The 16,628-nt window shown below is 62.3% G+C and carries 21 protein-coding genes; 12 read left to right on the top strand and 9 right to left on the bottom strand.

Features of this window, described 5'->3' with window-relative positions:
• Positions 1 to 53: 53 nt before the first annotated feature.
• A complete protein-coding gene (locus FJ949_RS07275; protein ID WP_140494559.1) occupies positions 54 to 686 on the bottom strand; it encodes an HD family hydrolase in 633 nt (210 codons plus the stop codon).
• Positions 686 to 1,546, bottom strand: coding sequence for a folate-binding protein YgfZ (locus FJ949_RS07270; protein WP_140494557.1), 861 nt, complete (start codon positions 1,544 to 1,546; stop codon positions 686 to 688). Before FJ949_RS07270 ends, FJ949_RS07275 begins: the two co-directional genes overlap by 1 nt.
• 82 nt (positions 1,547 to 1,628) lie before the next feature.
• Here FJ949_RS07270 and FJ949_RS07265 point away from each other — a divergent pair, with 82 nt between their 5' ends.
• Both FJ949_RS07265 and FJ949_RS07260 read left to right on the top strand, forming a co-directional pair.
• Positions 1,629 to 2,960, top strand: coding sequence for a dihydroorotase (locus FJ949_RS07265; RefSeq protein ID WP_140494555.1), 1,332 nt, complete (start codon positions 1,629 to 1,631; stop codon positions 2,958 to 2,960).
• Between the two features lie 51 nt (positions 2,961 to 3,011).
• Positions 3,012 to 3,239, top strand: coding sequence for a hypothetical protein (locus FJ949_RS07260; protein WP_140494553.1), 228 nt, complete (start codon positions 3,012 to 3,014; stop codon positions 3,237 to 3,239).
• Between the two features lie 104 nt (positions 3,240 to 3,343).
• Here FJ949_RS07260 and FJ949_RS07255 read toward each other — a convergent pair whose 3' ends face one another.
• The 4 genes from FJ949_RS07255 to FJ949_RS07240 all read right to left on the bottom strand — a co-directional run bounded on the left by FJ949_RS07255 (position 3,344) and on the right by FJ949_RS07240 (position 5,724).
• On the bottom strand, positions 3,344 to 4,138 hold the full coding sequence (locus tag FJ949_RS07255; protein WP_181172058.1) for a hypothetical protein: 795 nt from the start codon (positions 4,136 to 4,138) through the stop codon (positions 3,344 to 3,346).
• 69 nt (positions 4,139 to 4,207) lie between these two features.
• Positions 4,208 to 4,465 carry a hypothetical protein gene (locus tag FJ949_RS07250; protein ID WP_008874920.1) on the bottom strand — a complete coding sequence of 86 codons (258 nt, stop codon included), beginning with the start codon at positions 4,463 to 4,465 and terminating at the stop codon, positions 4,208 to 4,210.
• 387 nt (positions 4,466 to 4,852) lie between these two features.
• Entirely contained in the window at positions 4,853 to 5,227 is a 375-nt protein-coding gene (locus FJ949_RS07245) for a TIGR02301 family protein (protein ID WP_140494550.1), read from the bottom strand.
• A 62-nt stretch (positions 5,228 to 5,289) separates the two neighbouring features.
• A complete protein-coding gene (locus FJ949_RS07240) occupies positions 5,290 to 5,724 on the bottom strand; it encodes an NUDIX domain-containing protein (protein ID WP_140494548.1) in 435 nt (144 codons plus the stop codon).
• Positions 5,725 to 5,847: 123 nt separating this feature from the next.
• On the opposite strand from FJ949_RS07240, the gene FJ949_RS07235 reads away from it, so the two are divergent.
• Positions 5,848 to 6,624, top strand: a complete 777-nt coding sequence (locus tag FJ949_RS07235) for an SOS response-associated peptidase (RefSeq protein ID WP_140494546.1) — start codon at positions 5,848 to 5,850, stop codon at positions 6,622 to 6,624.
• A 65-nt stretch (positions 6,625 to 6,689) separates the two neighbouring features.
• On the opposite strand, the gene FJ949_RS07230 is transcribed toward FJ949_RS07235, so the two are convergent.
• Positions 6,690 to 6,845, bottom strand: a complete 156-nt coding sequence (locus tag FJ949_RS07230; protein ID WP_140494544.1) for a hypothetical protein — start codon at positions 6,843 to 6,845, stop codon at positions 6,690 to 6,692.
• A 416-nt stretch (positions 6,846 to 7,261) separates the two neighbouring features.
• On the opposite strand from FJ949_RS07230, the gene cysS reads away from it, so the two are divergent.
• The 9 genes from cysS (at position 7,262) to rarD (ending at position 15,145) form a co-directional block, all read left to right on the top strand.
• Positions 7,262 to 8,710 (top strand): cysteine--tRNA ligase, encoded by a 1,449-nt coding sequence (cysS, locus tag FJ949_RS07225; protein WP_140494542.1) that lies wholly within the window; start codon positions 7,262 to 7,264, stop codon positions 8,708 to 8,710.
• Between the two features lie 268 nt (positions 8,711 to 8,978).
• Positions 8,979 to 9,323 (top strand): endonuclease domain-containing protein, encoded by a 345-nt coding sequence (locus tag FJ949_RS07215; RefSeq protein ID WP_246671777.1) that lies wholly within the window; start codon positions 8,979 to 8,981, stop codon positions 9,321 to 9,323.
• Complete coding sequence (locus FJ949_RS07210; RefSeq protein WP_140494538.1) at positions 9,320 to 9,706, top strand: VOC family protein; 387 nt, start codon at positions 9,320 to 9,322, stop codon at positions 9,704 to 9,706. The genes FJ949_RS07215 and FJ949_RS07210 overlap by 4 nt, the downstream gene beginning before the upstream one ends.
• Before the next feature lie 6 nt (positions 9,707 to 9,712).
• Positions 9,713 to 10,204: a GFA family protein gene (locus tag FJ949_RS07205; protein WP_140494536.1), complete on the top strand. Its 492-nt coding sequence runs from the start codon at positions 9,713 to 9,715 to the stop codon at positions 10,202 to 10,204.
• Positions 10,201 to 10,677 carry a GFA family protein gene (locus FJ949_RS07200; RefSeq protein WP_140494534.1) on the top strand — a complete coding sequence of 159 codons (477 nt, stop codon included), beginning with the start codon at positions 10,201 to 10,203 and terminating at the stop codon, positions 10,675 to 10,677. Before FJ949_RS07205 ends, FJ949_RS07200 begins: the two co-directional genes overlap by 4 nt.
• A complete protein-coding gene (pip, locus tag FJ949_RS07195) occupies positions 10,674 to 11,633 on the top strand; it encodes a prolyl aminopeptidase (protein WP_140494532.1) in 960 nt (319 codons plus the stop codon). Before FJ949_RS07200 ends, pip begins: the two co-directional genes overlap by 4 nt.
• Before the next feature lie 187 nt (positions 11,634 to 11,820).
• Positions 11,821 to 13,437: a citramalate synthase gene (gene cimA / locus FJ949_RS07190; protein ID WP_140494530.1), complete on the top strand. Its 1,617-nt coding sequence runs from the start codon at positions 11,821 to 11,823 to the stop codon at positions 13,435 to 13,437.
• Positions 13,438 to 13,440: 3 nt separating this feature from the next.
• A complete protein-coding gene (locus FJ949_RS07185; RefSeq protein WP_140494528.1) occupies positions 13,441 to 13,953 on the top strand; it encodes a hypothetical protein in 513 nt (170 codons plus the stop codon).
• Between the two features lie 265 nt (positions 13,954 to 14,218).
• The gene (rarD, locus tag FJ949_RS07180) at positions 14,219 to 15,145 is read left to right on the top strand and encodes an EamA family transporter RarD (RefSeq protein WP_140494526.1); all 927 of its coding nucleotides are present in this window, start codon (positions 14,219 to 14,221) and stop codon (positions 15,143 to 15,145) included.
• Here rarD and FJ949_RS07175 read toward each other — a convergent pair.
• Together FJ949_RS07175 and FJ949_RS07170 are read right to left on the bottom strand one after the other, a co-directional pair.
• Positions 15,123 to 16,121 carry a transporter gene (locus FJ949_RS07175; protein WP_140494524.1) on the bottom strand — a complete coding sequence of 333 codons (999 nt, stop codon included), beginning with the start codon at positions 16,119 to 16,121 and terminating at the stop codon, positions 15,123 to 15,125. The two genes, rarD and FJ949_RS07175, sit on opposite strands and share 23 nt — an antisense overlap.
• 177 nt (positions 16,122 to 16,298) lie before the next feature.
• On the bottom strand, positions 16,299 to 16,589 hold the full coding sequence (locus FJ949_RS07170; RefSeq protein ID WP_140494522.1) for a muconolactone Delta-isomerase family protein: 291 nt from the start codon (positions 16,587 to 16,589) through the stop codon (positions 16,299 to 16,301).
• Positions 16,590 to 16,628: the final 39 nt, after the last annotated feature.

The following is a 16,628-nucleotide window of genomic DNA, read 5'->3' as shown; positions in this document are numbered from 1 at the left end:
CGGCTCGTGATCGAACACCGCACTGTCGGCTGTTCCGGTTAATTTAGCGTTTTCTACCCTACCGCCGTAGCAACCTTGCGCCGCGAGTTCTCGATCGCGGAAAAACGCTTCAGGAAGGCATTCTGTGCCCAGGTTACCGAGCGCGGCGTGAAATCGAAGCGCTCGGCACTGAAGCCGCGTGGACGACCGAAGAACTCGGTCGCCTCCGCGGTCGAAAAGCCGGCGAGCAGCGTGGCCTCGAAATAGGCGGCGATCTGGTCCGCGCGCTTGATCTCCTTGCGCAGGCCGGCGCCTGGTTCCGGCGGTAGCGAGAAGCGCAGATGGATGGCGCGCTGCAAGCGCAGTTCACAGTCCTTGTAGCTGCCGCCCATCACCGATTTGAACGGCGAGATCATGTCGCCGATGACATATTCGGGCGCATCGTGCAGCAATGCCATAAGCCGGGCGTCCGCCGGCGCATCGGGCATCAGGTCGCAAAACAGCGCTTCCACCAGCAGCGAATGCTGGGCGACCGAGAAGGCGTGCTCACCGCTGGTCTGGCCGTTCCAGCGCGCGACGCGGGCGAGCCCATGGGCGATATCCGATATCTCGATGTCGAGGGGCGAGGGGTCGAGCAAGTCGAGCCGGCGGCCGGACAGCATGCGCTGCCAGGCGCGTGGCGGCGCACCGATGCGGTCGGCCGCCATCAGGCCTCCTCCGTGCCGGCGGCTTCCTGGGGAAAGCTGAATTTGGCGAAAGGTGGAATGGCCACCGTAACCGGCACGTCTCCGGCCAGGATCGGCTGGCCGGCGTCGAGCGCTGTCTTGACCCTGTCGATACGGGCGATGCCGAGGCCGATCGTGCCGGCATTCGAGCCGAGAGTGCCCACCGATCGCCCGTCGACGGTCAATTCAGCGCCGGCCTCAGGCAAGGCCCGTTCGGCCCTGACGATCAGCACCCGCCGCCTTGCCGTGCCACGATGCTGCATGCGCGAGACGACCTCCTGGCCGACATAGCAGCCCTTCCTGAAGCCGACGCCACCGGTCTCGTCGAGCAGCACGTCATGCGGGAAGGCGTCGCCGAGCTGGTAGTCGGTGCCGCTCTCGGCAATGCCATGCGCGATGCGCAAGGCCTGCCATGCGGCACCGTCGTCAGTCTCTTGAGCGCTGCCATAGGAGCGGGTGACGCTTTCATCGCGAAAGCGCCGGTCGGCCAGCACGGTTGAATCCTTTTGTGAGGGAGCTGACTCATTTCCCCAGGCAATGGAGACAAGCGTCTGTTCGGATTTGGCAATCTCGACCTTGGCGCGCAACTTGTACAGCATCAGCCGGCGTACGAAATCGTCAGCGGTGTCGGCGCGGCATTCGAGGCGGAACGCGTTTTCGCCGGCCCGTGAGATCAGGAAGTCAAACAGGATCTTGCCTTGCGGCGTCAAAAGCGCGCCCGGTTTTGCCTCGCCGGCGCCGAGCGCGTCGAGATCGGTGGTCAGGATGTTCTGCAGGAAGTGTTCGGCATCCGGACCGGAGACGGAGATCAGCGCGCGGTCTTTCAGCAGGGCAAAGGGCATGGGGCGGATAAAAGCCTGATCTTGCAAAACAGATGGCCATTACGTAAGCCGCTGACACTTCCCCTGCAAGAGATCGATCAGCATGGCCAACACCTACGACCTCATCCTGACAGGCGGCATGGTGGTCAACCATGACGGCGAGGGGCAACGCGATGTCGGCGTGAAGAATGGGCGCATCGCCGCCATCGGCGATCTGCGCCAGGCCTCGGCCGGCGAGACGATCGACTGCCGGGGCCTGCATATCCTTCCGGGCGTCGTCGACAGCCAGGTGCATTTCCGCGAGCCGGGACTGGAGCACAAGGAGGATCTGGAGACTGGATCTCGGGCGGCGGTGCTCGGTGGCGTCACCGCCGTGTTCGAAATGCCCAACACCAATCCATTGACCACCAGCGAAGAAACGCTTGCCGACAAGGTCCGACGCGGCACCGGCCGTATGCACTGCGACTTCGCCTTCTGGGTCGGCGGCACCCGCGACAACGCCAACGATGTCGCCGAGCTCGAGCGCCTGCCGGGCGCGGCCGGGATAAAGGTTTTCATGGGCTCGTCCACCGGCGACCTGCTGGTCGAGGACGATGAAGGCGTCGCCTCGATCCTCAGGAACACCCGCCGCCGCGCCGCTTTCCATTCGGAAGACGAGTTCCGGCTGCGCGAACGCCTTGGCGAGCGCATCGAGGGCGATCCTTCATCGCATCCGGTCTGGCGCGACGAGATCGCCGCCTTGCGTTGCACCGAGCGGCTGGTGCGCGTCGCGCGGGCCGCCCGTGCCCGCATCCACGTCCTGCACATCTCCACGGCCGAGGAGATATTGTTCCTCGAACAGCACAAGGATGTCGCCACCTGCGAGGCGACACCGCACCATTTGACACTGTCGGCGGACGACTACAAACGGCTCGGCACGCTGATCCAGATGAACCCGCCCGTCCGTGCCCCGCGCCATCGCGACGGCGTCTGGCACGGCATCGCGCAAGGCATTGTCGACGTACTCGGTTCCGACCATGCCCCGCACACATTGGCCGAAAAAGCAAAAGTCTATCCGGCATCGCCCTCGGGCATGACCGGGGTGCAGATGCTGGTGCCGATCATGCTCGACCACGTCAACGCCGGCAGGCTGACCTTGCAGCGCTTCGTCGATCTTTCAAGCCACGGCCCGCAGCGCATCTTCGGCATGGCCAGGAAAGGCCGTATCGCCGCCGGCTATGACGCCGATTTCACAATTGTCGACATGAAGCGGCGAGAGACCATCACCAATGCACAAGCCGGCTCAAAGGCCGGCTGGACGCCTTATGACGGCAAGGAAGTCACCGGCTGGCCGGTCGGCACTGCCATTCGAGGCCAACGCGTCATGTGGGAGGGCGAGATCGTGACGGCGGGCCAGGGCAGGGCGGTGGAGTTCTCCGAAGCGCCGCCCGCATAGCTATTTCACCTCGTTGGATTTCTTAGGCACGATCCACTAAGTTGAGTGGTTATGCGCACAGATATCACGCCAATGATTGTTCCCGCTGAGTTTCCGGAGCTCCAGGCACTCGTCTGGAGCCGCGATGCAACGCGCCCAATTCCTGCCGAGGAAGCTTTCGCCATCTACGAGCGCAACTGGCGGTTTGTCGATCAAGAGCGCCTTACAACATCTGAAAGGCTGCTTATCCAGAACCTGGCGGAAAAATTCGGCCAGGGCATTCTTTTGACCACTGGCTGAAGTTTCGTTTCCTTCCTGATTTCTCCGCAACTGGAATATTAACGGGCCCGATGCAGCCATTCGACGAGGCGATCCGCACGAATAGGCACTCGCGTGTCCGAGTTTCAGTCGCCGGCGACGAAAAACGTCCATTGCCCAGCGGGCGTGATGCCGACGCGGTAGAAGATGTAGGCGCCGAACTGCTTCATGTCGTCGAAGTCACTCGCGGTGACGATCTTGAACAACTCGACCCGTTGCCTGGCGTCGAGCTTGTCCAGGGGTAGAGCGAAGAAATACGGCCAGACATAGAGCTCTTGTGGCGTCCCGGCATCGACATGGACATAGCCGGCATTGAGCACCTCCTCCAGTATGGCAAGAATCTCCTGGCCATCCTGGTCGCCGGAGAGCCCCTTGAGGAAGGTAATGGCATCGCCATCTATGTCGGTCAGTGACAATTGGGTCATGCCGTCGCCCTTGCCGATCAAAGGCCTCAGTCTTTCGACGTCGCCGCTCTCGCAGGCTTCGATGATCAGGTCATGCATGCGCCGCACCGGTTCAGGCAGCTTGCCGAGGTCGTAGACGACCTCCGGCGTGGGCGCGTCGGGATCGACGCGCGGCCTGTTGGTGGCACCGTCGCCGTTCGGCGGGGTGACCGGCTCGGCCTTGTCCGGAGCGGTTGGCTGGCTGGTCGAAGATGGCGTTCCGACCGGATCGGGTATCGGCACGGTGCTTCCCGGCGACGACACGTCGTCGTCCACCATCGGTTGGACCGGCGACGGGAATTCTTCGCGCTTGATCTCGCTCAGCGCATAAGCGGGGCTGCTTGCCAGACACGCAACCAAGGGAATTGCGGCACTGCACGCGGCGAAACAGATGCAAAGGACCAAGCCGCGCGGCTTGCCTGACATCGAAAAATCCACTGCCCGTTTCTCCCTGCTTCCGGGCATGATGCCCGAGCGGCATTTGCCGTCAAAGAACCGGACGTCGGTTCAGTGCCGCAGCCGTTCGGGTTCGAAGGCGCCAGCAATCACCTTTTCACGCATGCGGTCGAGCAGGGCAAGGGCCGATGTCTCGCCGTTGGCGCGCAGCATTTCGCCGAACGCGGTTTCAAGCGCCGCTTCGGCGATGATCTCGGGTTCTATGCCTGCCGAAAGACCTTCGGCCCAGGCCTCGCTGTGGCTCTCCACCGCGGTCAGGCGCTTTTCTTCCCTGACCAGCGCGTCGATGTCGTTGACACCATGTTCCATAAGCGATGTCCACCCTTGCAAGCAGCGATCCTTCGATGGATCAGGCTTGATCTGTTCCGTTTACACGCAGCCGCAAATAAGTCTTTGTAAATACGACATTTTTTTGATCGTTCTTTACAGGAGGCCGGTTGCGCTTGCGAAGCTGCATTCAATCCTGGTCAAACTTAGCCGATTAGGCGTGCCTGCGGGGTGAAAACCTTCAGTTTGAGTTAATTCCACATCCGCGCGCTAACGTTTCATTAACGCTGTTGCATAAGCGCAACAAAAGGATTGCACCATGACAGTTCTCGACACAAGCTGGATATGCCCGCAGTCGCCGCCAATGGACCGGATATCTGTTGATGAAGGCCGGATGCGCTCTTGCGAGGGCACTTTGGGCGATATGGGCTAGTTTCCGTAGCGCGAGGCGATGTCGCGCGACAGGGTCTCGCCTTCCTTCATGTAGCGGCCGATGGCTTCGGTCGCCGACGCGGTGCATTGCGTGTAGGTGCCGCCGAATGAGCGGTAGCCGCGATTGAAGCTGGCGATGAAGCGGGCGCGCCGTTGCGGATCCGGGTTCTCCGATTCGAGCAGCTTCTGCATCTCGCCGCGCCACTGGTCGCCCTTTTCGCCGCACAGATTGCGCAGGAAATGCAGCGACCCCAGAACCTCCGCCAGCCGCATCAGCCCCGGTTCGAAGGGTGCCTCGGCGCTGAACGCCGGTCGTGCCGCCACAGGGCTGACGGCAAGGCATGTCGCGAGAAGGAGAGGAAGGCAACGCATAAGTCAATCTGGCCAAACAATTTGCCGCCTGCAAGGCGATTGTGCCGGGCGAATTCCGGATTTCAGGGTCGCTCAGGGGTTTGCGACGGCCGTCCGAGCAGTTCCTCGGCGACCGCGAGCACCGAACCGGCAAGCGGCAGATCAGCCATTTCGGCCAGCGTGTAGAAGGCGGCGGTCTCGGCGTCGTCGCTGGCCACGGCCTCGCCCCCGGCATGGGCCGCACCGAATACCGTCAGCAGGTAATCGACCGGATGCCCGTCGAGCGTGCCGTCGATGAGGATTTCGCGCAGCCGTCGGTAGTTTTCGGCCTGCAATTGCGTCTCCTCCAGCAATTCGCGTCGTGCCGCCTGTTCCAGCGTCTCACCGGCTTCGACCTTGCCGCCCGGGAATGCATAGAACCCTTGCGAGGGTTGTCGCGCCCGCTTGACCAGAAGCACGGCGTCGCCGCGCACAACGGCGACCGAGACCGCGGGAATGACTTTTCGCACTTCGTCCATGGATATCCGATCGCCCTGATTTACGGCAGCCTGTTGTGGACCGGCCGACGCCGGACAGCTTTAACGGTTGCAGTGCAGCTGTTCCATCGCCACTTTCGAAACCGGACATCAGGACCAATAGACATGTGCGGACGTTTTGCCTTGACCGCGACACCGGACCAGACAGCCGCTTTCCTCGGGCTGGCGGAGGTGGAGCAGTTTCCTACGCGCTACAATATAGCGCCGACGCAGCCGGTGCTGATGGCGATCTCAGGCCCGCCGCGGGCGCCGGGTTCCAACCTGCCGGACCGCCGGCCGATGCTGGTGCGCTGGGGCCTGATCCCCGCCTGGGTAAAGGATGTCGGCGAATTTCCGCTGCTGTTCAACGCACGCTCCGAAGGCGTGATCGAAAAGGCCTCGTTCAAAGCCGCCATGCGCCATCGCCGGGCGCTGGTGCCGGCATCAGGTTTTTACGAATGGCGCCAGGCGCGGCCCGGAGAGGCGGGCGGCAGGAAGGGGCAGCCTTACTGGATCAGGCCGCGGCATGGCGGGTTGGTCGCCTTTGCCGGGCTGGTTGAAACCTATGCGGAACCGGGCGGCTCGGAGTTGGACACCGGCGCCATTCTAACGGTCGAGGCCAATGCCGACATCGCGCATATCCATGACCGCATGCCCGTGGTGATCGCACCTGAAGACTTCACCCGCTGGCTCGATTGCCGCGGACTTGAGCCGCGCGACGTCGCCGACCTGTTGCGGCCGGCGCAACGCGACTTCTTCGAAGCGATTCCGGTCTCCGACCTCGTCAACAAGGTCGCCAACACCGGGCCGGAGATTCAGGAGAAGGGGGAGATCGGGCCCGAGCCCGAGAAGGTCAAGCGCCGGAAACCCGGCGCGGACGACAGTCAGATGACGCTGTTTTAGCAGGAACTCTGTTCGAGGTGCGGTTTGGCGCCTCGGTCCGACCCTTGGGCCGATCGCGCACTGCTTCAGGCAGCGCGGGGCGATACGATTTTCTGCACCGGCTTTTTCTTCTTCGCGGTGTGGAGCAGGGCGGCGACGATCGCGGCCGGGCCGATTGCGCGATAATGGTTTGCCAGCGCTGGTTGCTTGGCGCGGTTGGCTTCCTGCTTGCTTCGAGGCATGTGTCTCTTCCCAGATAACGTTTCCGTGTCTGCGTTTGGCGGCCGAATCCGACCAAATCGTGACGCAGGTTGATCTAGCCGGCGTATGTTTCATGACTGTGCCGACATGTTTAATAAAATGTTTCAGTGGCTGATTCCGTGTGATCGGGCGACGCATTTGCCAGTTCTGGCGTCGTTTTTCTCGGGATAAGCGACTTGACGGCAACACTGGCCAAGGCGATAAAGCCGTCTATGAAAACGTCTTTCGCCATTTGTGGCATTTGCATTATTGGCTAGCTTCGCGCTGGTCCGGACGTTTTCGCCTCATCTTCCCCTAGATTGGACAAACGCCCCGGCCAGCAAGCTGGAGTCCGTTTTGCGCCTCGGCGCGGAGCTGGCTTCATCCAGGCAAAAGTTCTGAACCGGAAAGGCATGGAATGTCTGACGCACCGAAGGGCCTGCGCCTCTACAACACGCTGACGCGCGCGAAGCAGGATTTCGTCCCGATCGACGCGCTGAACGTGCGCATGTATGTCTGCGGTCCGACCGTCTACGACTTCGCCCATATCGGCAATGCCAGGCCCGTAATCGTCTTCGACGTGCTGTTCCGGCTGCTGCGCCATCTCTATGGCGAGACGCACGTCACCTATGTGCGCAACATCACGGATGTCGACGACAAGATCAATGCACGCGCACTGCGCGATTTCGGCAGCGAGATATCAGCCGGCAGACTGTCGCTTAACGAGGCGATAAGGCGGGTGACGGAGAAGACCGCGGGCCAATTCCACAAGGACGTCGCGACGCTCGGCTGCCTGGAGCCAACAGTCGAGCCGCGCGCCACCGAGTTCGTCGAGCCCCGTGCCGACGGCAAGGCAGACATGATCACCTTGATTCAAAGCCTGATCAAACGCGGCCATGCCTATGTTGCCGCAGGCGAAGTGCTGTTCGACACCGCTTCGATGCCCGACTACGGCCAGTTGTCGAAGCGAAATCTCGACGAGCAGCAGGCCGGTGCTCGCGTTGCAGTCGACGCGCACAAGAAGAATCCTGGCGACTTCGTGCTGTGGAAGTTGTCGTCCCCGGAGGAGCCGGGCTGGCAGAGCCCATGGGGCAGGGGCCGGCCGGGCTGGCACATCGAATGCTCGGCCATGTCCGCCGCCTATCTGGGCGAGGTCTTCGATATTCATGGCGGCGGTCTCGACCTGATCTTCCCGCACCACGAGAACGAGATCGCCCAGTCACGCTGCGCGCACGGCACCGATGTGATGGCCAACATCTGGATGCACAACGGCTTCCTGCAGGTCGAAGGGCAGAAGATGTCGAAGAGCCTCGGCAATTTTTACTCGATCAACGAGCTGCTGGAGACCGAAACGTTCGGCGGCCGCAAATGGCCCGGCGAGGTGCTCAGGCTGGCTATGCTGATGACCCATTATCGCGAACCGATCGACTTTTCCGGGCGCAAGCTCGAGGAAGCGGAGAACACGCTGCGCAAGTGGAAACGCGCGGCCGATCTGGCGCCGGCGGTCGGGCAATTGCCGGACGAGGTCGTGCAGGCGTTGTCGGATGATCTCGCCACCTACGCCGCCTTCCAGGTTTTGACCCAGTTGGCCGGCGAGGCGGTCGACTTCAGCGGCGATGGCGAAAACGCCGCAGCGGCCTCGCTGAAGGGTGCGCTTGCCTTCCTGGGTTTCGATGTCGGGGCGGCCAAGGTCGACGAAGCCGCGGTCGCCAAGGCGATCGCCAGGCGCCTGGAATTGATCGCCGCCAAGAACTGGGCCGAAGCCGACCGCATCCGCGACGAGTTGTTGGCGCAAGGCGTGCAACTGAAGGACGGCAAGGACCCGGTCACCGGCGAACGTGTGACGACGTGGGAGGTGAAGCGGTGAGGGCGACTGTTCTTGTGGCGGGAATGGAGAGGTTGGCGCGAAGCACCCCCCTCTGTCCTGCCGGACATCTCCCCCTCAAGGGGGGAGATTGGATATCACCGAGGCTTTCGCCAATCGCTGACGTTGGAGGTTGGGTACCGTCAGCGAAACTGCCGATCTCCCCCCTTGAGGGGGAGATGTCCGGCAGGACAGAGGGGGGCGCCTCGCAGTGATCCATTATCGTGTGTCTCCTGTCAATCGAGCCAATGCGCGCAAGATGCGCAAGGCTATGACCGACGCCGAACTGAAGCTTTGGAATGAGATACGCGCACACCGACTCATGGGGCTGGCGTTTCGACGTCAAATGCCAATAGCGGGCTACATCGTCGATTTTGCTTGCCCTAACAGGAAGCTGATCGTGGAGCTGGATGGTTCTCAGCACGCCTCTCATGAGGTCTCGGCGTCTGACACCGCGCGAACAGCCAAGCTCACAGCGCTCGGCTGGACCGCCCTGCGCTTCTGGAATGATGACGTGATCCGGGATATCGACAATGTCTGTCAGCACATCGTGATTGCGGCCGGCCTGGCTGGCGCGGAAATGCCGGAACCAGCAACGGAGGAGTTCGTTCCATGATCGACCATCTCGGCATCGACGTTGCTGACTTTGACGCTTCGAAGGCTTTCTATGACAAGGCGATGGCGCCGCTTGGGGCCTCGCTGCTCCATATGGTGCCGCTGGAATACACCGGCGGCGCCAAGGTCGGTGGCTACGGCCGCGATCGGCCGGTGTTCTGGCTCCAGGAAGGCAAGGAGGGGCAAAAGGCCCGCCAGCACGTTGCCTTCACCGCGCGCAGCCGCGCCGAGGTCGACGCCTTCCATGCAGCCGCTCTTGCCGCCGGCGGCATAGACAATGGCGGGCCGGGCCTGCGCCCGCACTATCATGCGAACTACTATGGCGCCTTCGTCTTCGATCCCGACGGTAACAATGTCGAGGCCGTGTGCCATGATGCGGAGTGACCTGCCATGAGCCTCGACAACCGGCCGATCTACACCGGCGGCTGCCAGTGCGGCGCCGTGCGCTTTCGCGTCGAGGGCGCACTCGGCGATGCCTCGGTCTGCCATTGCCGCATGTGCCAGAAGGCGAGCGGCAATTTCTACCTTCCGCTGGTCTCGGTGCGCGGCGCCAAGGTGGACTGGACGCGCGGCGAGCCCAAGCGCTTCCGCTCGTCGAACGCTGCCTGGCGCGGCTTCTGCGCCGAATGCGGAACGCCGCTGACTTTCGAGGCGCCGGACGGCATGGCGTTGGCGATTGCTGCGTTCGACGCTCCGGCTGATATCGCGCCGACCATCCAGTGGGGCACCGAGGCAAAGCTGCCTTACGTGGATTCCATTCCAGAATTGCCGGGCGAGGATACGATGGCGGATATGGGTTCGGCCCCCTATCTGGCAGAGCTTGTCTCCTACCAGCATCCCGACCACGACACCGAGCAATGGCCGCCGGAGAAAACATCATGAGCGAGACCATTCGAACCGGCGGCTGCCAGTGCGGCGCCGTGCGCTTCCGCATCAAGGGCAAGCTTGGACGCCCGTCCATCTGCCACTGTCGCATGTGCCAGAAACAGTTCGGTTCCTTTTTCGGCGCCCTGGTGACAGCGCCGAAGGACGGCGTCGAATGGACACGTGAGGAGCCGAGCTATTTCCAGTCCTCGGTCAACATCGATCGCGGTTTCTGCGCCCGCTGCGGCACGCCGCTGACCTACCGCCAGCCCGGCGGCTTCGAGATCGCCATAGGCGCCTTCGACGATCGCTCCGACCTGGCGCCGCAGATCCAGGTCAATTACGCCGGGCGGCTGCCTTGGGTGGAGACGATCTTCGACCAGCCCGTCCACCAGGATCCAGACTACTACGCTAGGCAGGAGGAGATCATCTCCTTCCAGCATCCCGACCATGAAACGACGGACTGGCCGTCCAAAGGTTTGCAACTATGAGCTCTGAACTGCGCACGCTTTATCCCGAGATCGAAGCTTTCGAGAGCGGTATGCTCGACGTCGGCGACGGCCACCAGGTCTATTGGGAACGCTCCGGCACCAAAGGCGCCAAGCCGGCGGTATTCCTGCATGGCGGGCCGGGCGGCACCATCTCGCCAAAGCATCGGCGGCTGTTCGATCCCGCTCTCTACGACGTCATCCTGTTCGACCAGCGCGGTTGCGGCAAGTCGACGCCGAATGCCTCGCTGGAGGCCAACACCACGTGGCACCTGGTCGCCGATATCGAGCGCCTGCGCGAAATGGCCGGCTTCGACAAATGGCTGGTCTTCGGCGGTTCCTGGGGTTCGACGCTGGCGCTCGCCTACGCCGAGACGCACCCGCAACGCGTCAGTGAGCTCGTCGTGCGGGGCATCTACACGCTGACCCGCCCCGAACTCGAATGGTACTATCAGTTCGGCGTCTCCGAGATGTTTCCCGACAAGTGGGAGCGCTTCCTGGCGCCGATCCCCGAGGCCGAGCGCGGCGACATGATGGCCGCCTATCGCAAGCGGCTGGTAGGGTCCGACAGAAACGCGCAGATCGAGGCGGCCCGCGCCTGGAGCCTGTGGGAAGGCGAGACGATCACGCTTTTGCCCGAGCCGGAGACCAGCGGACCGTTTGGTGAGGACGACTACGCCGTCGCCTTCGCCCGCATAGAGAACCACTACTTCGTCCATGCCGGTTGGCTGGAGGAGGGACAGTTGCTGCGCGATGCCTGGAAGTTGAAGGACATTCCCGGCACCATCGTCCACGGCCGCTACGACATGCCGTGCCCGGCACGCTACGCCTGGGCGCTGCACAAGGCCTGGCCGAAGGCGGATTTTCACCTGATCGAGGGTGCCGGCCATGCCTATTCCGAGCCAGGGATATTGGACCGGCTGATCCGGGCGACGGATGGGTTTGTGGGGAAAAACTGATGTCGGCGCTCACCCCCCTCTGGCCTGCCGGCCATCTCCCCCTCAAGGGGGGAGATTGGCCATCACCTGGGGTTTCGCAAATTTTCAGCGCCGCAGGTGATGGCGGGACATTCGAACTGCCGATCTCCCCCCTTGAGGGGGAGATGTCCGGTAGGACAGAGGGGGGCGTTCAAGCGCCCACAGGACGATGAAAAAGCAACGCCTCTACCTCTTCGACACAACACTTCGCGATGGCCAGCAGACGCCCGGTATCGACTTCTCGGTCGAGGACAAGATCGCCATCGCCAAGCTGCTCGACGAATTCGGCCTCGACTATGTCGAGGGCGGTTACCCCGGCGCCAACCCGACCGACACGGCCTTCTTTAGGGAAAAGCGCACCGCGCAGGCAAAGTTCGTCGCCTTCGGCATGACCAAGCGGGCGGGGGTGTCGGCTTCCAACGATCCCGGGCTTGCCGCACTCGTCCAGTCGCGGTCGGACGCCATCTGCTTTGTCGCCAAGAGCTGGGACTATCATGTCCGTGTGGCGCTCGGCTGTACCAATGAGGAGAATCTGGAGTCCATCAAGGCCTCGGTGGAAGCCGCCATTGCTGCGGGGAAGGAGGCGATGGTCGATTGCGAGCATTTCTTCGACGGGTTCAAGGCCAATTCGGATTATGCGCTGGCGTGCGCCAAGACCGCTTATGATGCCGGCGCGCGCTGGGTGGTGCTGTGCGACACCAATGGCGGCACGCAGCCCTCGGAACTACGCGCAACCGTCGAAAGGGTCGTCGCCGCGGGCATTCCCGGCGACCATCTCGGCATCCATGCCCATGATGACACCGGCCAGGCGGTGGCGAATTCGCTGGCCGCGGTCGAAGCGGGCGTGCGCCAGATCCAGGGCACGCTGAACGGCATTGGCGAACGCTGCGGCAACGCCAATCTGATCTCCATCGTGCCGACGCTGGCGTTGAAGCCGGCCTTCGCCGACCGTTTCGAGACGGGGATTTCCGCCGAGGCGCTTACCGGCATTTCGCGCTTGTCGCGCGCCTTCGACGAACTCTTGAACCGCGCTCCGGAGGCGCAGGCGCCCTATGTCGGCGCTTCAGCCTTCGCCACCAAGGCCGGCATCCACGCTTCGGCGCTCGCCAAGGAACCTGCGACCTACGAGCATGTGCCGCCGGAAGCGGTTGGCAACCGCCGCCGCGTCATGGTTTCCGACCAGGGCGGCAAGGCCAATTTCCTGGCCGAGCTAAAGCGGCGCGGCATCGATGTGCCGAAGGACGATCACCGGCTCGACGCATTGATATCGGTGGTCAAGGAGCGTGAGGCCTCCGGCTATGCCTATGAGGGCGCCGACGCCTCCTTCGAGCTTCTGGCACGCAAGATGCTGCACGGTTTGCCCGAGTTCTTCCATGTCACCTCGTTCCGCTGCATGATCGAACGCCGCTTCGATGCCAATGGCCAGTTGAAGACGGTGTCGGAAGCGGTGGTCAAGGTGCTGGTCGAGGGCGAGGAGAAGATGTCGGTGGCCGAGGGGCACGGCCCCGTCAATGCGCTCGACATCGCGCTGCGCAAGGATCTCGGCAAATACCAGGGCGAAATCGCCGATCTGGAACTCGCCGACTTCAAGGTGCGTATCCTCAATGGCGGCACCGAGGCGATCACTCGCGTTCTGATCGAATCGCATGATGCGACCGGTGCCCGCTGGTGGACGGTCGGCGTTTCCGAAAACATCATCGACGCCTCGTTCCAGGCGCTGATGGATTCCATCATCTACAAGCTGATGAAGAACCGGGACATGGCGGGTCTGGTGGCGGCGGAGTGAGATATGGACGTCAACCTCTTCTTCAAAGAGATGTACTCCTTTGAAATTGAAAGGAAGGATAAGTTAGACGGCTCTGTCGGGGTTATGCTGACGGCCGTCACCGGAATTATTGTCTCGATGGTCTTTGTCGTAAGTGATATTGGTGAGAAGAACCCCTATCCGGACAAGAGGATGATACTTTCTCTATTTGCGGTATGTGCATTTGTTTTAGGGGGTTCTATATTATTTCTGCTCATAGGATTTTACGGCAGAACCTACAAATATGTTGATTATCCGAGCGAAATGATGAAATATTATACCGAGTTGGAGTCGTATTATCGAGAGAATAATCAGGCAGCTGAGAGGGAATTTGCTGACGCAGTGACACGTCAATTTGTGTTATTTGGGACGCACAATGCGCGGGCAAATGACGAAAAAACAGAAAATTATTTTCAGGCGAAACGCTGGTTTGCCTGGAGCTTGTTGCCCTTCGCTTGCGGAATCATAACTTACGGTCACTATCTTATTTTTGGCTGAGGAGTGATTGAAATGGGCGATGACAAAGACAAAGAAGACGAACGGCCGCGTGACGAACAGAAACCGCAGCCGCCGCCTGGGCGGGAAATCCGGGAGGGCTATGAGCCACCTCTAGAGAGGTAGCCTACTCACGGTAGAACAAAGCGTTGCGTTGGCAGGCGTGTAGCGGAGCAAGGCACACCGCTTGAACCATCAGCGAAAGTCCATTGATCCATCAGAACTTTGCGATGGTCTTGCCAAGGTTACTGGGCCATAGCGTTGGGCCATGGCCGCTGAAGCAATTACCCAGGACGCAGTTTCAAAAGCCCGCCGCGGCTTCCTGCTGGCGCTGGGTGCCTATTTCTTGTGGGGTTTGCTGCCTTTCTACATGAAAGCGGTTGCGCACCTGCCGCTTGCCGAGGTGATTGCCCACCGCATCGTCTGGTCGGTGCCGATCGCCGCCGCGGTTCTGGTCTGGGCCGGCCGCACGGCGGATTTCAAGGCGGCAATCCGTTCGCCCCGCACGATCGCCATGGCGGCGCTGACGGCGGCGCTGATCTCGGTCAATTGGGGCGTCTACGTCTGGGCGATCGCCGTCGACCGCACCGTAGAAACCGCCCTTGGCTATTACATCAATCCCCTGGTCAGCGTCGTGGTCGGCGCCCTGCTGCTCGGCGAGCGGCTCGATCGGCTGCAGATCGCGGCCGTGGTGCTTGCGGCGATCGCGGTCGCCGTGCTGACGATCGAGGCTGGCAAGTTGCCATGGGTATCGCTGGCGCTGGCCTTTTCCTTCGCCGCCTACGGTTTTTTCCGCAAGACGCTGCCGATCGGCCCCAGCCAGGGTTTTCTGCTCGAAGTGCTTCTGTTGTCGGTGCCGGCCTTGGGTTATATCGCCTGGCTGATCGCCACCGGACAGGACCATTTCGTTTCCGGCAACGGCGTCGATGCGGCGTTGCTGGCCGGTTGCGGGCCGGTGACCGCGGTGCCGCTGCTGCTGTTCGCATTCGGCGCCAGGCTTTTGCGTCTCTCCACCATAGGCATCATGCAATATATTGCGCCGACCATTGTGTTCCTGATCGCCGTGCTGATCTTCAAAGAGCCGTTCGACACCACCCAGGCTGTCGCCTTTGCCCTGATCTGGGCGGCGCTGGCCATGTATTCCTGGTCGATGCTGGCGACGGCGCGCCGGGCTACATCTGCCCGAGCCGCCTGACGAAGAGATAGGTCGCTCCGGCGATCAGCATCGAAACCGCAGTCACCACCCAGAAGCCTATCGGCGTGTTGACCAGCGGCAAGCCGCCGACATTCATGCCGAACAGGCCCGAGATGATCGTCATTGGCAACAGCACCGCGGTCATCACCGACAGCACGTAGAGCAGCCGGTTCGACTGCGTCGTCAGCTTGGCCATCAGCTCGTCCTGCAACAGCCTGGCGCGCGCCTGCAACTGCTCGCCATCATAGTGCAGCGTCTGCGCGCGGTGCGAAAGCCGTGCTGCCATGTCGTTGATCGAATCGGGCAGGTCGTTGCGGTGCGAATGGTCGAGATGGCGAAACAGATTGGTCAGGGTCGCCATCTGCCGGTGGATCACCACCAGGTGCCGGCGCGCATCGACGAGCGCCTGCCGCTCATTGTGCCATGCGTCGCAGACGATGCGGTCCTCGATGCCGTCGAGACTGTCGCCAAGTGCAGCGAGTTCCACCGCCATGCCGTCGAACGACTGGCCCACGACCGCCTCGATCAGCTCGGCCGGCGAGCGAAACTTGCGCGAGCCGTTCTCGATCGCCTTGCGGATATTGTCGACCGACTGCAAGGGCTGCTTGCGGGCGCCGACCAGCATGGTGTCGTTGAGGGCGAAACGGAAATGGCCGAGCCCGCCGGCTTCCGCCGAATAGTCGTGACGCAGGTCCGGCAGGTCGCCGTAGAGCCAGTCATCCTCGAGGTCGATGTGGCAGCCATGGCTGGCGGACAGGAAGGCCTCGCGCACTGGCGCCGGCAGGGCCTGTTCGGCGGCGATCTCGTGGCGTGCGCGCATGTCGGAAAGCTGGTAGCTGCGCCACGTCCATTGCGCGCCGGCGGCATCCTTGGTGCGCAGGCCGTCGGCGGTGAAATGATAGATGAAGAACAGCCCATGCTCGTCTGGCAGGTAGGGCGACAGGTCGGCGCCTTCCGGGGCGAGAGCAGTATCCATGGTGTAGTGCCGGATGCATATTTCGAGCATCGCACCGCTTGGCGGCGCGTGATTGCAACATCTAGCATGGGCGGCGGGGTTTCGTGTGACGGTTCCTTGACAGCCGATCACACTCTCTCGAGCGGCCGCGTCAGTGCGGCGGCGCCTTTCGCCGCCACCGCATTGCGACTGCCGCACTTAGCGCTTCGGACCGAAACCGGGATAAGGGTTCAGCGGCACGATTGCGGCAATGTCCATCATGCCGGCCTTGACCAGCGGCAAGCTGCCGAGATGATTGCGCACGTCAGCATCGCTGGCCGCCTCGAACATCATGCCGCTCCCGGGAATGTCGCCACGGTTCCAGACCTGGCGAACCGCGCCCTGGGCGTAGAGCGTGCGCCGCTGCTCGGCCTCGCCGGGCAGCAGCGGCGCGAAATCGGCATCGGCGAATTTTTCGGTGTTGCGGGTGAGGAGGGCAAAGAACTGCATGTCGGTCTCCTGTTTGTCAGCGGTAGGTGACGGCAGGTA

Source organism: Mesorhizobium sp. B2-4-1 (assembly GCF_006442185.1).
Lineage (GTDB): Bacteria > Pseudomonadota > Alphaproteobacteria > Rhizobiales > Rhizobiaceae > Mesorhizobium.
The sequence above is the reverse complement of the archived record's forward strand: the minus strand, read 5'-3'. Positions and strand labels throughout refer to the sequence as shown.

Bases quoted from the DNA above. Each gene is read 5' to 3' on its own strand.
- FJ949_RS07275 (WP_140494559.1), bottom strand. From the start codon at position 686: ATGGCGGCCGACCGCATCGGTGCGCCGCCACGCGCCTGGCAGCGCATG.
- FJ949_RS07270 (WP_140494557.1), bottom strand. From the start codon at position 1,546: ATGCCCTTTGCCCTGCTGAAAGACCGCGCGCTGATCTCCGTCTCCGGT.
- FJ949_RS07265 (WP_140494555.1), top strand. From the start codon at position 1,629: ATGGCCAACACCTACGACCTCATCCTGACAGGCGGCATGGTGGTCAAC.
- FJ949_RS07260 (WP_140494553.1), top strand. From the start codon at position 3,012: ATGCGCACAGATATCACGCCAATGATTGTTCCCGCTGAGTTTCCGGAG.
- FJ949_RS07250 (WP_008874920.1), bottom strand. From the start codon at position 4,465: ATGGAACATGGTGTCAACGACATCGACGCGCTGGTCAGGGAAGAAAAG.
- FJ949_RS07245 (WP_140494550.1), bottom strand. From the start codon at position 5,227: ATGCGTTGCCTTCCTCTCCTTCTCGCGACATGCCTTGCCGTCAGCCCT.
- FJ949_RS07240 (WP_140494548.1), bottom strand. From the start codon at position 5,724: ATGGACGAAGTGCGAAAAGTCATTCCCGCGGTCTCGGTCGCCGTTGTG.
- FJ949_RS07235 (WP_140494546.1), top strand. From the start codon at position 5,848: ATGTGCGGACGTTTTGCCTTGACCGCGACACCGGACCAGACAGCCGCT.
- FJ949_RS07230 (WP_140494544.1), bottom strand. From the start codon at position 6,845: ATGCCTCGAAGCAAGCAGGAAGCCAACCGCGCCAAGCAACCAGCGCTG.
- cysS (WP_140494542.1), top strand. From the start codon at position 7,262: ATGTCTGACGCACCGAAGGGCCTGCGCCTCTACAACACGCTGACGCGC.
- FJ949_RS07215 (WP_246671777.1), top strand. From the start codon at position 8,979: ATGACCGACGCCGAACTGAAGCTTTGGAATGAGATACGCGCACACCGA.
- FJ949_RS07210 (WP_140494538.1), top strand. From the start codon at position 9,320: ATGATCGACCATCTCGGCATCGACGTTGCTGACTTTGACGCTTCGAAG.
- FJ949_RS07205 (WP_140494536.1), top strand. From the start codon at position 9,713: ATGAGCCTCGACAACCGGCCGATCTACACCGGCGGCTGCCAGTGCGGC.
- FJ949_RS07200 (WP_140494534.1), top strand. From the start codon at position 10,201: ATGAGCGAGACCATTCGAACCGGCGGCTGCCAGTGCGGCGCCGTGCGC.
- pip (WP_140494532.1), top strand. From the start codon at position 10,674: ATGAGCTCTGAACTGCGCACGCTTTATCCCGAGATCGAAGCTTTCGAG.
- cimA (WP_140494530.1), top strand. From the start codon at position 11,821: ATGAAAAAGCAACGCCTCTACCTCTTCGACACAACACTTCGCGATGGC.
- FJ949_RS07185 (WP_140494528.1), top strand. From the start codon at position 13,441: ATGGACGTCAACCTCTTCTTCAAAGAGATGTACTCCTTTGAAATTGAA.
- rarD (WP_140494526.1), top strand. From the start codon at position 14,219: ATGGCCGCTGAAGCAATTACCCAGGACGCAGTTTCAAAAGCCCGCCGC.
- FJ949_RS07175 (WP_140494524.1), bottom strand. From the start codon at position 16,121: ATGGATACTGCTCTCGCCCCGGAAGGCGCCGACCTGTCGCCCTACCTG.
- FJ949_RS07170 (WP_140494522.1), bottom strand. From the start codon at position 16,589: ATGCAGTTCTTTGCCCTCCTCACCCGCAACACCGAAAAATTCGCCGAT.